At 71.7% G+C, this 13,868-nt stretch carries 12 protein-coding genes; 5 read left to right on the top strand and 7 right to left on the bottom strand.

The window, feature by feature from the left end; all coding sequences use genetic code 11:
- Window positions 1-285: 285 nt before the first annotated feature.
- Window positions 286-2,064 (bottom strand): 2-isopropylmalate synthase, encoded by a 1,779-nt coding sequence (gene leuA, locus ACLJWH_RS16180; RefSeq protein ID WP_411142403.1) that lies wholly within the window; start codon window positions 2,062-2,064, stop codon window positions 286-288.
- A gap of 324 nt (window positions 2,065-2,388) precedes the next feature.
- On the opposite strand from leuA, the gene ACLJWH_RS16185 reads away from it, so the two are divergent.
- The 4 genes from ACLJWH_RS16185 (at window position 2,389) to ACLJWH_RS16200 (ending at window position 6,585) form a co-directional block, all read left to right on the top strand.
- Window positions 2,389-3,507, top strand: coding sequence for a M4 family metallopeptidase (locus tag ACLJWH_RS16185; RefSeq protein ID WP_411142404.1), 1,119 nt, complete (start codon window positions 2,389-2,391; stop codon window positions 3,505-3,507).
- A 57-nt stretch (window positions 3,508-3,564) separates the two neighbouring features.
- Window positions 3,565-3,843, top strand: coding sequence for a protealysin inhibitor emfourin (locus ACLJWH_RS16190; RefSeq protein ID WP_411142405.1), 279 nt, complete (start codon window positions 3,565-3,567; stop codon window positions 3,841-3,843).
- Window positions 3,844-3,967: 124 nt separating this feature from the next.
- On the top strand, window positions 3,968-5,338 hold the full coding sequence (locus ACLJWH_RS16195; protein WP_411142406.1) for a GH1 family beta-glucosidase: 1,371 nt from the start codon (window positions 3,968-3,970) through the stop codon (window positions 5,336-5,338).
- Entirely contained in the window at window positions 5,335-6,585 is a 1,251-nt protein-coding gene (locus tag ACLJWH_RS16200) for an MFS transporter (protein WP_411142407.1), read from the top strand. The genes ACLJWH_RS16195 and ACLJWH_RS16200 overlap by 4 nt, the downstream gene beginning before the upstream one ends.
- Before the next feature lie 81 nt (window positions 6,586-6,666).
- Here ACLJWH_RS16200 and ACLJWH_RS16205 read toward each other — a convergent pair whose 3' ends face one another.
- Together ACLJWH_RS16205 and ACLJWH_RS16210 are read right to left on the bottom strand one after the other, a co-directional pair.
- Entirely contained in the window at window positions 6,667-7,671 is a 1,005-nt protein-coding gene (locus tag ACLJWH_RS16205; protein ID WP_411142408.1) for a GTPase Era, read from the bottom strand.
- 294 nt (window positions 7,672-7,965) lie between these two features.
- Complete coding sequence (locus tag ACLJWH_RS16210; protein ID WP_411142409.1) at window positions 7,966-9,417, bottom strand: amidase; 1,452 nt, start codon at window positions 9,415-9,417, stop codon at window positions 7,966-7,968.
- 129 nt (window positions 9,418-9,546) lie between these two features.
- Here ACLJWH_RS16210 and ACLJWH_RS16215 point away from each other — a divergent pair, with 129 nt between their 5' ends.
- Window positions 9,547-10,173, top strand: coding sequence for a TetR/AcrR family transcriptional regulator (locus tag ACLJWH_RS16215; RefSeq protein WP_411142410.1), 627 nt, complete (start codon window positions 9,547-9,549; stop codon window positions 10,171-10,173).
- A gap of 307 nt (window positions 10,174-10,480) precedes the next feature.
- On the opposite strand, the gene ACLJWH_RS16220 is transcribed toward ACLJWH_RS16215, so the two are convergent.
- From ACLJWH_RS16220 to ACLJWH_RS16235, 4 genes are all read right to left on the bottom strand, one after another.
- The gene (locus ACLJWH_RS16220) at window positions 10,481-10,834 is read right to left on the bottom strand and encodes a cytidine deaminase (protein WP_131122388.1); all 354 of its coding nucleotides are present in this window, start codon (window positions 10,832-10,834) and stop codon (window positions 10,481-10,483) included.
- Window positions 10,835-10,886: 52 nt separating this feature from the next.
- A complete protein-coding gene (locus tag ACLJWH_RS16225; protein ID WP_411142411.1) occupies window positions 10,887-12,224 on the bottom strand; it encodes a hemolysin family protein in 1,338 nt (445 codons plus the stop codon).
- Window positions 12,225-12,236: 12 nt separating this feature from the next.
- On the bottom strand, window positions 12,237-12,734 hold the full coding sequence (ybeY, locus tag ACLJWH_RS16230; protein WP_411142412.1) for an rRNA maturation RNase YbeY: 498 nt from the start codon (window positions 12,732-12,734) through the stop codon (window positions 12,237-12,239).
- 72 nt (window positions 12,735-12,806) lie between these two features.
- Window positions 12,807-13,811, bottom strand: a complete 1,005-nt coding sequence (locus ACLJWH_RS16235; RefSeq protein WP_052855699.1) for a PhoH family protein — start codon at window positions 13,809-13,811, stop codon at window positions 12,807-12,809.
- Window positions 13,812-13,868: the final 57 nt, after the last annotated feature.

Below are 13,868 nucleotides of genomic sequence, written 5' to 3' on the forward strand. Positions count from 1 at the left end.
GGGGAGAGCGGCGTGGCGGACGGCGAGGAGGACGGCGCCGGGCGCGTCGCGCCACCGGTGCCACTGGTGGCCGGGGTGCTGGGGTGGGGCTTGGGGCGGCTGGGAATCCCGGGCCTGGAGGGGGCCGGGGGCTTGGCCGGAACGATGGGGTGCGAAGGACGGCGGGGTGAAGGGCGGCGGGGCACGGGTCACCGCGAGCGCAGTGCACGGCGCCCCCACGGCTCGGGGTGAGCCGCGGGGGCGCCGGGAGAGCGGCCCGTGCGGGCCGGGAAGATCCGCCGAGGGTCAGCGGCCCGCGCGGTTGACCGCGGACACGACCGCCTTGATCGAGGCGCGGACGATGTTCGCGTCGACGCCGACGCCCCACAGCACCTTGTCGCCGATCGCGCACTCGATGTACGCGGCGGCCTGGGCGCCGGCGCCCTCGCTCAGGGTGTGCTCGCTGTAGTCCAGCAGCCGCACGTCCACGTCGATGGCGTGCAGGGCGTCGAAGAAGGCGGCCAGCGGGCCGTTGCCGGAGCCGGTCAGCACCGTGTCGGCGCCGTCCACCACGGCCTCGACGGTCAGCGCGTCGGTGCCCTCGGTCGTCGTCGAGGTCTGCGCGGAGCGCAGCGCGATACGGCCCCAGGCATGGTCCGGGGTGGGCAGGTACTCGTCCTGGAAGGCGGCCCAGATGGCGGCCGGGGTGACCTCGCCGCCCTCGGCGTCGGTCTTCTCCTGGATGATCCGGGAGAACTCGATCTGCATCCGGCGCGGCAGGTCCAGCTTGTGGTCGTTCTTCAGGACGTAGGCGATACCGCCCTTGCCGGACTGCGAGTTGACGCGGATGACCGCCTCGTAGGACCGGCCGACGTCCTTGGGGTCGATCGGCAGGTACGGCACCGCCCACTCGATGTCGTCGACGGTCTTGCCGGCGGCGGTGGCCTCGGCCGCCATCGCGTCGAAGCCCTTCTTGATGGCGTCCTGGTGGGAGCCGGAGAAGGCGGTGTAGACCAGGTCGCCCGCGTAGGGGTGGCGCGGGTGGACCTCCATCTGGTTGCAGTACTCGGAGGTACGACGGATCTCGTCGATCTGCGAGAAGTCGATCTGCGGGTCCACGCCCTGCGAGAAGAGGTTCATGCCCAGCGTCACCAGGTCCACGTTGCCGGTGCGCTCGCCCTGTCCGAACAGGCAGCCCTCGACCCGGTCCGCCCCGGCCATGACCGCCAGCTCGGCGGCGGCCACCGCGGTGCCGCGGTCGTTGTGCGGGTGGGCGGACAGGCATACGTGCGCGCGCCGCGACAGGTTGCGCGACATCCACTCGAACCGGTCGGCGTACGTCGAGGGCGTCGAGCGCTCCACCGTCGCCGGCAGGTTCAGGATGATCTCGCGGCCGGCCTCCGGCTGCCAGACGTCCATCACGCCCTCGCAGACCTCCAGCGCGAAGTCCAGCTCGGTGTCCGTGAAGATCTCCGGCGAGTACTGGTAGCCGAACGCCGTCTCGTCGCCCAGCAGCTTCTCCGCGTACTCCGCCACCAGCCGCGTACCGTCCACCGCGATCTGCTTGACCTGCTCACGGCTGCCGCGGAACACCACCCGGCGGAACACCGGCGCGGTGGCGTTGTAGAGGTGCACGGTCGCCTTGTGCGCGCCCCGCAGCGACTCCACCGTGCGCTCGATCAGTTCCTCACGCGCCTGGGTGAGGACGGAGATCGTCACGTCCTCGGGGATCGCGCCCTCTTCGATGATGGAGCGCACGAAGTCGAAATCGGTGGCGCCCGACGAGGGGAATCCGACCTCGATCTCCTTGTAGCCCATCCGTACCAGCAGGTCGAACATCTCCCGCTTGCGCGCGGGCGACATCGGGTCGATCAGTGCCTGGTTGCCGTCCCGCAGGTCCGTCGACAGCCAGCGCGGCGCCGCCGTGATCCGGTTCTCCGGCCAGGTGCGGTCGGGGATCTCGACCGTCTCGTAGCGGCCGTACTTGTGGATCGGCATCCCGGAGGTGCGCTGGAAGTGGGCCGCGTTGGTGATCGGGGTGGGGCGGCCGACGGCGTTCTCGGCAGGGCTCGACGGATTCGTCATGATGCGTGGGGCTCCTCGGATGTCCGCTGCGGGGTCCCCTGCTCTGTCCAGAGCTCGGGGAAGGCCGACGGGGCGATGAATCGCAGCACCGCACTCCGCGGGGAGGGGGTCGGCCTACGACTACAGGCCCTCGCCGCGGCAGCTAAGGAGAAGCAGCCCGAAACGCATGATGTCGAGCAGCCTAGCCGAGGCAGGTGAGAAACGGCCGTCCGTATCACTATGCGGGACCGGTGGTGCCGACCTTGAGTGCGAGCAACCACACGTTCTCAGGAATATCCGCAGCGGGCAGTGACACCCGCATCACGCAATGCCACATTGCGTGCTATGGACGCCAACCGCACACCGGTCCAGCCGGTCACCCCTCAGATCGCCCCGGTACCGCCGTTCCCCCCACCGCCCAGCTCGGTCTTCTGCACGATCGTGCCTCCCCATGTCCTCGACAAGCTGGCGCAGTCCGAGGACCCCGCGCACCACGGGCCCGCCCGCCACACCCTGGAGCACGACGCCCTGCACCGCGCCCGGCGCAGCGACACCGCCGTCCGCGGCATCACCGGACCCGCTCCCGAAACCGTCTCGGACAAGCCCCACCGGACCATCTACGACGCCGGCCACCAGCAGGTCGTCCCCGGTACGAAGGTGCACAACGAGTCCGACCCGCCCGCCAAGGACGCCTCCGTCAACCGCGCGCAGGCCGGTCTCGGCGCGACCTTCGAGCTCTATCTGAAGGTCTACGGACGGCATTCGATCGACGGCAAGGGCCTGCCGCTCGACGCGACCGTCCACTACGGCGAGAAGTACGACAACGCCTTCTGGGACGGCCAGCGGATGGTCTTCGGCGACGGCGACAACAGCATCTTCCTGGACTTCACCATCCCCGTCGACGTCATCGGCCACGAGCTGACCCACGGCGTCACCCAGTACAGCGCCAACCTCGAATACTCCGGCCAGTCCGGTGCCCTGAACGAGTCGGTCTCGGATGTCTTCGGCTCCCTGATCAAGCAGTACGCCCTCGGCCAGAGCGTCGGGCAGGCCGACTGGCTGATCGGCGAGGGCCTGCTCGCCCCGCAGATCACCGGCAAGGCGCTGCGCTCCCTGAAGGCGCCCGGGACCGCGTACGACGACAAGGCCCTGGGCAAGGACCCGCAGCCCGCGACGATGAAGGGGTACGTCCAGACCGCGAGCGACAACGGCGGGGTACACCTGAACTCCGGCATCCCCAACCACGCCTTCTACCTGGCCGCGACCGCGCTCGGCGGACACGCCTGGGAGCGGGCCGGGCAGATCTGGTACGACGTGCTGACCGGCGGGCATCTCGCCAAGAACGCCCAGTTCGCCGACTTCGCCGCCCTCACCGTCACCGCCGCCCGTGCCCGCTACGGCACCGGCGAGGAGGCCGAGGCGCTGCTCAAGGCGTGGTCCACGGTCGGGGTGACCGCCAAGTGACCGCCAGGTAGCGCCGCCCCGGAAGATTCCCGGCGCCCCATGGGGTAGGAAGCCCTCATGCGTATCGAGATCCGCCGTACGGGTGGCTTCACGGGCATCGAGCGCCGCGCCGAGGTCGACACCTCGGGGCGGCCCGATGCCGGCGACTGGCACACCCTGACCGAACAGGCCGTCGCCACCGCCCCCGGCACACCGCCCACCGGCGTCCCCGACGGCTTCCGCTACCAGATCACCGTCGAGGACCAGGGGCGCAGCCGGACGGTGTACTGCGCCGATCCACGGCTGACCGACGAGCAGCGGGCGCTGATCACCCGGGTGCTGAAGGAGGGCGCCTGAGGGCTGTCCGGGACCGCCCGGGGGCTGTCGGCGAAGCGGCGTCCGGCGGGCCGCTCCGGTACCCAACCCCCTTTGCCCGCACACCCCTTGACACCTTTACTCGCGAGTCAAGAAGATCCGCCCCATGACAACGGTGCCAGCGTCACCCCTCCCCCGCTTCCCCCACGACTTCCTGTGGGGGGTGTCCACCTCGGCCCAGCAGATCGAGGGGGCGGTGGACGAGGACGGGCGGGGGCCCTCGGCGTGGGACGTGTTCACGGCGCGGCCGGGGCGGGTCAAGGACGGGTCCGACGCCCGGGTCGCGACCGGTCACTACCACCGCTACCGCGAGGACGTCGCCCTGCTCAAGGGGCTCGGGGTCGGGGCGTACCGGTTCTCGGTGGCCTGGCCACGGGTGGTGCCGGCGGGCCGCGGGGCGGTCAACGGCGCCGGGCTCGACTTCTACGACCGGCTGGTGGACGAGCTGCTGGCGGCCGGGGTGCGGCCGGTGGCGACGCTGTTCCACTGGGACACCCCGCAGCCGCTGGAGGAGGCCGGCGGCTGGCTCCGGCGGGAGACCGCGGAGCACTTCGCGGCGTACGCGGAGGTGGTCGCGGCCCGGCTCGGGGACCGGGTGGCGCACTGGATCACCCTCAACGAACCGGCCGAACTGACCCTGCTCGGCTACGGTCTGGGGCAGCACGCGCCGGGCCGTGAACTGGTCTTCGACGCGCTGCCGGCCGCCCATCACCAGCTGCTGGGCCACGGTCTGGCCGTACAGGCGCTGCGCGCCCGGGGCGCCCGGAGCATCGGGATCGCCAATTCGCACGGGCCGACCTGGCCGGCCTCCGCCACCGACGCCGACACGGCCGCCGCCGGCCTCTACGACCTGCTGCTCAACCGGCTGTTCGCGGATCCGGTCCTGCTCGGCCGCTATCCGGACGAGGAGCTGGCGGCGCTGCTGCCGGGCCCGGTCGCCGACGATCTGAAGGTCATCTCCGAGCCGCTGGACTGGTACGGGATCAACTACTACCAGCCCACCCTGGTCGGCGCCCCGGACCCGGCGGCGACCGGCCCCGCCGACTTCGGGGGCATCGCGCTGCCGCCCGAACTCCCCTTCGCGCCACGGGAGATCGAGGGCTACCCGCGGACCGACTTCGGCTGGCCGGTGGTCCCCGGGGCCCTCACCGAGCTGCTGCTGTCCTTCCGGGAGCGGTACGGCGCGAGCCTGCCGCCCGTCATGATCACGGAGAACGGCTGCGCGTACGAGGGCATCGAGGACGGCGCGCGGATCGCGTTTCTGGACGGGCATCTGCGGGCGCTGCACGAGGCGATGGACGCCGGGGTCGATGTCCGGGGCTATTTCGTGTGGTCGCTGCTGGACAACTTCGAGTGGGCGGAGGGGTACGCGCGGCGGTTCGGCCTGGTGCATGTCGACTTCTCGACGCTGGTCCGGACCCCGAAAGCCTCCTACCGCTGGCTGCGGGACGCGCTGCGGGACCAGGCACGGGGATGACCGCCGCCGCGGGGCCGCCGGCCCTGGCGGAGCCCGCCCGGCGGGTCGGCCGCGGCTGGACCGCCGCGCTGTCGCTGGCGAACGGCGCGATCTGGGTCGGCTGGTACGGGCCTCTCCAGATCCTGCTCGCCCTCCAGGCCGCCCAGCTGGCGCCGCCCGGCACCGCCAAGGAGTCCGTCCTGGCGTGGGTGACCGGTCTGGGCGCGGTGGTCTCGCTGGTCGCCAACCCGCTGTTCGGCGCCCTCTCGGACCGTACGACGTCCCGCCACGGGCGCCGTACGCCGTGGATCCTGGCCGGTGTACTGGGCGGCGGCGCGGCCCTGGCGCTGCTGGCCGGTGCCCGCACGGTCCCGGCGATGGCGCTGGGCTGGTGCCTGGTGCAGCTCACCCTCAACGCGGCGTTCGCGGCGGTCACCGCGGCCGTCCCCGACCAGGTCCCGCGCGGGCAGCGCGGCGCGGTCGGCGGCTGGCTGGGCGCCGCGCAGATCCTCGGCGTCCTCGTCGGCACGGGGCTGGCGACGCTGGCCGGCGGGATCGCCGCGGGCTATCTGGCCTGCGCGGGCTTCACGGTGCTCGCCACCCTGCCGTATCTGCTGCGGTACCCCGATCCGGTGCTGCCGGCCGGGCTGCGTCCGCCGTTCACCTGGCGGGCGTTCCTCACCGGCTTCCGGCTCGGCCCGCGCCGCCATCCCGATCTGGGCTGGGCCTGGCTGACCCGTTTCCTGCTCAACCTCGGCAACGCGCTGGCGCTGCTCTATCTCCTGTACTACCTGCGGGACGTGCTGCACCGCGCCGATCCGCAGGGCGGGGTGCTGATCCTGACCGCCGTCAACGGCGTGACGCTGCTCGGCACGGTCGTCGTCGGCGGGATCTGGTCGGACCGGACCGGCCGCCGGAAGCCGTTCGTCCTGTGGGCGGGCGTGCTCATGACGGTGGCGACGGCGCTGCTGGCCGGCTGGCAGACCTGGACGGGGGCGCTGGTCGCCGCGGCGCTGCTGGGCGTCGGCTTCGGCGTCTTCACCTCCGTCGACTTCGCGCTGATGACGGATGTGCTGCCGGCCGCCGCGCACCGCGGCCGGGATCTCGGCGTCATCAACATCGCCAACTCGCTGCCGCAGGTGGCCGCCCCGGTACTGGCCGCACCGCTCGTCGGCCACCTCGGCGGCTACCGGACGCTGTTCCTCACCGCGGCCGCGACCGGGCTGCTGGGCGCACTGCTGGTACGGCGGATACGGGGCGTGGCGTAGCGGTCCGGGTTCCGGGGCCCGGCGCGGGGCGTCCGGTGCGCGCACCCGGCGGTCCGGCGGGTGCGCGCGTCCGTGCGTGCGCTAGAAGCCGAGCTTGCGCAGCTGCTTGGGGTCGCGCTGCCAGTCCTTGGCGACCTTGACGTGCAGGTCCAGGAAGACCGGCGTGCCGAGCAGCGCCTCGATGTGCTTGCGCGACTTCATGCCGACCTCCTTGAGGCGCTTGCCCTTCGGGCCGATGATGATGCCCTTCTGGCTGGGCCGCTCGATGTAGACATTGGCGTGGATGTCCAGCAGCGGCCGGTCGGCCGGGCGGTCCTCGCGCGGCAGCATCTCCTCGACGACGACGGCGATGGAGTGCGGCAGCTCGTCGCGTACGCCCTCCAGCGCGGCCTCGCGGATCAGCTCGGCGACCATGACCTGCTCGGGCTCGTCGGTGAGGTCGCCCTCGGGGTAGAGCGGCGGGCTCTCCGGGAGGAGCGGGACGAGCAGATCGGCGAGGAGCGCGACCTGACCGGCGCCCCGCCGGTCACCGGCCGGTCCGTCCTCGCCGTTCTTCTTCGCGGCGCCGCGTTCGGCCTCCGAGTCGACGGCGGAGACCGGGATGATCTCGGCCCACTCGATACCGAGGTCGCGGCCGAGCTGGTCGATGGCGATCAGCTGGGCGGCCAGCGTCTTGGAGTCGACCAGGTCGGTCTTGGTGACGATGGCGACCTTGGGGGTCTTCTTGATACCGGCCAGCTCGGTGGCGATGAAACGGTCGCCGGGGCCGAGCTTCTGGTCGGCGGGCAGGCAGAAGCCGATGACGTCGACCTCGGACCAGGTGGTCCGCACGATGTCGTTGAGCCGCTCGCCGAGCAGCGTGCGCGGCTTGTGCAGGCCGGGGGTGTCGACGAGGACCAGCTGCGCGTCGGGGCGGTGCACGATCCCGCGCACGGTGTGGCGGGTGGTCTGCGGCCGGTTGGAGGTGATGGCCACCTTCGTGCCGACGAGAGCGTTCGTGAGGGTGGACTTGCCCGCGTTCGGGCGGCCGACGAAGCACGCGAAGCCGGCGCGGTGCGGGGCGGGGGAGTCTGTACGAGCGCTCATGGCGCCCATTCTCCCCGATCGCCGGGGCCGCGCCGACCACCCGCCCGGTCCGGCCCGCACCCGGCGGGCCGGGCACCGCCAGGTCAGGGTGGGGACGGCCGCCGCGGACGGGCCGGTGTCGCCCCCCGAGGCGGTTGGTCCCCCGAGGCGGTTGGTGCCGCCGCCCGGGGAACGGCGCGAGAACGCGAGCACGCCATGCGCGACGGCGTCGCCGGGCGACCTGCACGACGTGGTTCTCCCACTCGCCCGGTGCGGGGTCCGCGCCGTCGGCTCCCGGCTCTCCAGGGGCACTCCTCAGTGGCCCGGGTGGTTCCCGGCCCACACCGTGGGGGTCCGGCCCGACCACGGGCCGGCCTGTTCGAGTTGTCCGGCGAGGCGGAAGAGACGGCCTTCGAGCCCGTAACCGGCAGCGAACTGCATACCGACCGGGAGCCCCGTCCCGGCGTCGGCCGTCACCGGCACGGACATGGCGGGCGTGCCCGCCACATTGAACGGCGCGGAGAACGGCGCGAGGTCGAAGAGGCGGCGAAGCCAGCCGAGGCCGTCCAGCGCCGCCGCGCCCTCGGCGTGGGTGCCCAAGGGCACCGGAAGCTCCGGCAAGGTCGGGGTGAGCAGCAGGTCGTGAGCGTCGAAGTACCGTGCCAGGCTTCGGGCGACCCGGTTCCGGATCGCGAGAGCGGCGACGAACTGGGCGCCACTGACCCGCTGCCCGTAGTGGTAGCCGGCGAGGGTCACCGGCTCAAGGGTCGAGGAGTCGACGGGCCGGTCGAAGGCGGCAGCCAGCTCGTCGACCGAGGCCGTGAGATTCGCCGCCATCAGACGGGCGTTGGCCAGGACGAACTCCTCCCAGTCGGCCCCGAGGTCGACCTTGACCTCCGCCACCTGGTGACCGAGGGATTCGAGCAGACGCACGGTGCGGGAGAGCGCGTCGGCCACCGGTGTGGTGGTGCGACGTCCGCCCCACGCCTGGGCGAGGACACCGATCCGCAGCGAGCCCGGGTGGCGGGTGACTTCCTCCGCGTACGGCCGGGACGGCTCCTGGGCGAAGTAGGGGTCACCCGGTTCCGGGCCGCGGATCTGATCGAGCAGTGCCGCACTGTCGCGTACCGTGCGGCTGACACTGCCGTGCACGGCCAGGCCGTTGAAGATCTCGTCGAAGAAGGGGCCCACGGAGACCCGGCCACGGGTGGGCTTCAGCCCGAAGAGGCCGTTATAGGCGGCGGGGATGCGGAGCGAGCCCGCGGCGTCGGTGCCGTGCGCGATCGGGACCACCCCGGCAGCGACAGCCGCGCCCGCGCCCCCACTGGATCCGCCCGCGCTCCGCTCCAGGTCCCACGGGTTGCGGGTCGGGCCGTACAGCACCGGTTCCGTCGTGGTGCTGTAGGCCATCTCCGGTGTCGTGGTACGCCCGAACGTCACGAGGCCGGCACGGCGGAAGCGCAGCATCAGGGAGGAATCGGCGCCGGCGACGTTGCCGGCCGCGAGACGGCTGCCCAGTTCCATTCGCCGTCCGGCCATGGCGACCCCGATGTCCTTGATCAGGAAAGGGACCCCGGCCAGCGGTGTGCTGCCGGGGCCGGGCTCGTCGTCGGCCGGCCAGGTCTCCACGATGGCGTTGATCTGCGGATCGACCGCCTGCGCGGCCTCGCGTGCGGCTGCTTCCAGTTCGGCGGGGGTCACCTCGCCCTTGGCCACCAGCTCCGCGAGCCCGACCGCGTCGAAGCTCACGTACTCGGAAATCCTCACTGCGCACTCCCAGCGGAAAGAACGATACCGTCGAGCACCTGACGATACCCAACGGTATCGTGCGGGACAAACTGGTATCGTGACGGGAAATGAGGGGCCCCACAACGGACCGGACGTCACGGAGCAGTCATGGCATCGATCGCCAGAAGGCCGAGCAGGGTGGCGAAACTGCCGCCTCGTGAGCGCATCCTCGACGCGGCGGAAGAGCTCTTCCAGCGCGAGGGGATCCGGCGGGTGGGCGTCCAGGCCATCGCTGAGCGGGCCGAGACCACCAAAATGGCGATCTACCGGCACTTCGAAACCAAGGACATGCTGGTCGCGGAGTGGCTGCGGATCGTCGCCGCCGACTACCAGGCGGCCTTCGACCGGGTCGAGGCGGAACACCCCGGCCGGCCCAGGGAGCAGATCCTGGGCCTGGCCCGCTTCATCGCCGAGGGACTGCCGGCGGTCTCGCACCGGGGCTGCCCGTTCATCAACTCCATCGCCGAGCTGCCCGACCGCTCCCACCCCGCACGGCAGGTGATCGAGAAGCACAAGGCCCGCCAGACCCGCAGGCTGGTCGGCATGTGCGCCGAGGCCGGGCTGCCCGACCCCGAGCAGGCCGCGGCCGAGATCACCTTCGTACTCGAAGGCGCGCAGGTCAGCACGCAGAACAGAAGCATCGATCAGACGGGGGACCGCTTGCTGAGGATCGTCGAGGGGATCGTGGACCGGCACCGCTCCCCCCGCGGCGCATCCCGGACGACCACCGGCTGACCGCCCCGCACCCGCGTCCGCAGCACCGCGGACCGGCCGCGCGTTCGCGTGCCACGGCCGGCGGCCCGGCCCCGGCCGCTTCGATCACGTCGGTCGTGAAGCCGCTCGGCGCCTCGCCGGGAACCCTCGGCCACCACGTCCCCGGCCGGAAGGAACCGCGCGCCGGCGCGGTACCCCGCCGGCCCGAAGCTCCCGCGAAGCAGGCGGACCCGGCAAGATCGGTCTCACCGGGATCTCCGGCGCCTCACCTGCTCACGCCCGGAGCCGGAAGGGGCAGCCCGGCCGGCGCAGGCCCCCGGTCCCGCGGTCAGCCCGCCGGGACGGTGGCGCGCAGGGTGCCGTCGGGGCCCGCGAGCAGGACCGGCGTCGTGGGGCCGCCGAGGTCCCGGACGGCGGCCAGGTCCGCATCGGCGGCGCGCTCGGCGTCCGTGACCACGGCCGCCGCCTCCAGGGATGTCGCGCCGCTGGCGACGGCCATCGCCACGGCCGTCCGCAACGCGCTGAGCTGCAACGAGTCCAGGGCGACGGTGCCGGCGACGTAGGTGCGGCCGGTCTCGTCGCGCACGGCGGCGCCCTCGGGCACGCCGTTACGGGCCCGCGCCGAGCGCGCGAGCGTGATGATCTTGCGGTCTTCCGGGTCCAGCGGTGCGGATTCGCTCATGCAGGCGAGCATATGCGGGGCCCGGTGGGGGGCTTCAAGAGGCGGGGACCGGTCAGTGTGCGGCCGGCCGCTCGTCCGCGCCGCGGACCGCGCCCGGTGTACCGCGGACCGGTTCGCACAGCACCGTGATGATCTTGTTGCGGCGCCCCGCCGGTGACTCCGCGGTCAGCCGCAGGGCCGTCAGGCCCGGGTCGGAAGCGTCGGAGGAGAGATCGACCTCGGCGGTGGCGCCCGCGATCGGCACCCGGCCGAGCTGCTTGGCGAGGAGTCCGCCGACCGTCTCGACGTCCTCGTCGTCCAGCTCGGACAGGCCGTACAGCTCGCCGAGATCGCCGATGTCCAGCCGGGCGGTGACGCGGTAGCGGCCGTCGCCGAGGTCCTCGACGGGCGGCAGCTCGCGGTCGTACTCGTCGGTGATCTCACCGACGATCTCCTCCAGGATGTCCTCGATCGTCACGATGCCGGCCGTGCCGCCGTACTCGTCGATCACCACCGCGACGTGGTTGCGGTCCTGCTGCATCTCGCGCAGCAGATCACCGGCGTTCTTGGTGTCCGGTACGAAGACCGCCGGGCGCATCGCCGAGGAGATCAGCTCGGTCTCGGCGTCCCGGCTGATGTGCACCTTGCGGGCGAGGTCCTTGAGATAGACCATGCCGACGATGTCGTCCTCGTTCTCGCCGGTCACCGGGATACGCGAGAAACCGGAGCGCAGCGCGAGGGTCAGCGCCTGGCGGATGGTCTTGTAGCGCTCGACGGCCACCAGGTCCGTCCGCGGCACCATGACCTCGCGCACGAGGGTGTCGCCGAGTTCGAAGACGGAGTGCACCATCCGGCGCTCCTCGTCCTCGATCAGCGACTCCTTCTCGGCGAGGTCGACCAGCGAGCGCAGCTCCGCCTCGGAGGCGAACGGGCCCTGGCGGAAGCCCTTCCCGGGCGTGAAGGCGTTGCCGAGCAGGATCAGCAGCCGCGGGACGGGGCCCATGACGCGGGCCAGCGGCAGCAGGACGTAGGAGGCGGCGGTCGCGGTGTTGAGCGGGTGCTGGCGGCCGATGGTGCGCGGCGAGACGCCGACGGCGACATAGGAGACCAGCACCATCACGGCGATGGCCACGGTCAGCGCCTGCCAGGTCCTGTCGAAGGAGCGCAGGCAGGCGTAGGTGACGAGGACGCCGGCGGCCATCTCGCAGCCGACCCGCACCAGCAGCGCGACGTTCAGATAGCGGGTGGGGTCGGCGGCGACGGCGGCGAGCTTGGCGCTGCCGCGGCGGCCGGACCGGACGGCCGCCGCGGCGCGGAAGCTGGTCGTCCGGGCCAGCCCGGCCTCCGCGCAGGCGGCGAGCCAGGCGATCACGACGAGGAGGACCGCGACGGCGATCAGCTGAAAGGTCATGGCGCGGCCCGGTCAGGTGACGGTGGGGGCCGGGGAGGGGCCGGTCAGGCCCCGCTCGGCACGCCAGCCGTCGATGATCGCCGCTTGCAGGCCGAACATCTCGGCCTTCTCGTCCGGCTCCTCGTGGTCGTAGCCGAGGAGGTGCAGCACGCCGTGGACGGTGAGCAGTTGCAGCTCCTCGTCCATGGAGTGCCCGGTCGGCGCCTCCTCGCCCTGCTTCTTGGCCACCTCGGGGCAGAGCACGATGTCACCGAGGAGTCCCTGCGGGGGCTCCTCGTCGTCCTTGGCCGGCGGGCGCAGTTCGTCCATCGGGAAGGACATGACATCGGTCGGACCGGGGAGGTCCATCCACTGGATGTGGAGCTGCTCCATGGCCTCGGCGTCCACGACGATGACGGACAGCTCGGAGAGCGGGTGGATGCGCATCCGGGCGACGGCGTAGCGGGCGACGTCCAGGACGGCCTGCTCGTCGATGTCCGTACCGGATTCGTTGTTGACGTCGATCGACATGGGGGGTGTGACTTCTCGCTTCTCTGGGCCGGCCCCGGGGCTTGCGGGCCCGGGGACATGCGGTGCCGGGGCCTACTGGCCGTTGCGGCTGTCGTACTGCTCGTATGCCTCGACGATACGGCCGACCAGCCGGTGGCGGACGACGTCCTGGCTGGTGAGGCGGGAGAAATGCACGTCCTCGACGCCCTCCAGGATGTCCTGGACCTGGCGCAGACCGCTCTTGGTGCCGTTGGGGAGATCGACCTGGGTGACGTCGCCGGTGATGACGATCTTCGATTCGAAGCCGAGGCGGGTGAGGAACATCTTCATCTGCTCGGGGCTGGTGTTCTGCGCCTCGTCGAGAATGATGAACGCGTCGTTGAGCGTCCGGCCCCGCATGTACGCCAGCGGCGCGACCTCTATCGTGCCCGCGGCCATCAGGCGCGGGATGGAGTCGGGGTCGAGCATGTCGTGCAGCGCGTCGTAGAGCGGGCGCAGATACGGGTCGATCTTCTCGTAGAGGGTGCCGGGCAGGAAGCCCAGACGCTCGCCGGCCTCGACCGCGGGGCGGGTCAGGATGATGCGGTTGATCTGCTTGGCCTGGAGGGCCTGTACCGCCTTGGCCATCGCCAGATAGGTCTTGCCGGTACCGGCCGGGCCGATGCCGAAGACGACGGTGTGCGCGTCGATGGCGTCGACATAGCGCTTCTGGTTGAGGGTCTTGGGGCGGATCGTGCGGCCGCGGTTGGAGAGGATGTTCTGGGTGAGCACCTCGGCGGGGGTGACGCCCACCGCTCCGTCGCCGTTCTCCGCCGAGCGCAGCATGGCGATGGAGCGTTCCACTGCGTCCTCCGTCATCGGTTGTCCGGTGCGGAGCACCAGCATCATCTCGTCGAACAGGCGCTGGATCAGGGCGACTTCCTGCGCATCGCCGACCGCGCTGACTTCATTGCCCCGGACGTGGATGTCGGTTGCCGGGAAAGCTGTCTCGATCACGCGCAGGAGGCTGTCTCCGGATCCCAGGACCGTGACCATGGGGTGACTGGCCGGGACGGTGAACTGGGCGCGTGCTTGCGGTCGCGTGGGTGTCTGAGTCATGGGCCGGCTCTGTGGCCTGCTCAACCCCCGTCCTTTGCTCGTATGAGGTGCCTGAAG

Source organism: Streptomyces sp. x-80 (assembly GCF_046549095.1).
Classification (GTDB): Bacteria; Actinomycetota; Actinomycetes; order Streptomycetales; family Streptomycetaceae; genus Streptomyces; species Streptomyces celluloflavus.

Coding starts and splice junctions, on each gene's coding strand:
- leuA (WP_411142403.1), bottom strand. CDS start 2,064: ATGACGAATCCGTCGAGCCCTGCCGAGAACGCCGTCGGCCGCCCCACC.
- ACLJWH_RS16185 (WP_411142404.1), top strand. CDS start 2,389: ATGGACGCCAACCGCACACCGGTCCAGCCGGTCACCCCTCAGATCGCC.
- ACLJWH_RS16190 (WP_411142405.1), top strand. CDS start 3,565: ATGCGTATCGAGATCCGCCGTACGGGTGGCTTCACGGGCATCGAGCGC.
- ACLJWH_RS16195 (WP_411142406.1), top strand. CDS start 3,968: ATGACAACGGTGCCAGCGTCACCCCTCCCCCGCTTCCCCCACGACTTC.
- ACLJWH_RS16200 (WP_411142407.1), top strand. CDS start 5,335: ATGACCGCCGCCGCGGGGCCGCCGGCCCTGGCGGAGCCCGCCCGGCGG.
- ACLJWH_RS16205 (WP_411142408.1), bottom strand. CDS start 7,671: ATGAGCGCTCGTACAGACTCCCCCGCCCCGCACCGCGCCGGCTTCGCG.
- ACLJWH_RS16215 (WP_411142410.1), top strand. CDS start 9,547: ATGGCATCGATCGCCAGAAGGCCGAGCAGGGTGGCGAAACTGCCGCCT.
- ACLJWH_RS16220 (WP_131122388.1), bottom strand. CDS start 10,834: ATGAGCGAATCCGCACCGCTGGACCCGGAAGACCGCAAGATCATCACG.
- ACLJWH_RS16225 (WP_411142411.1), bottom strand. CDS start 12,224: ATGACCTTTCAGCTGATCGCCGTCGCGGTCCTCCTCGTCGTGATCGCC.
- ybeY (WP_411142412.1), bottom strand. CDS start 12,734: ATGTCGATCGACGTCAACAACGAATCCGGTACGGACATCGACGAGCAG.
- ACLJWH_RS16235 (WP_052855699.1), bottom strand. CDS start 13,811: ATGACTCAGACACCCACGCGACCGCAAGCACGCGCCCAGTTCACCGTC.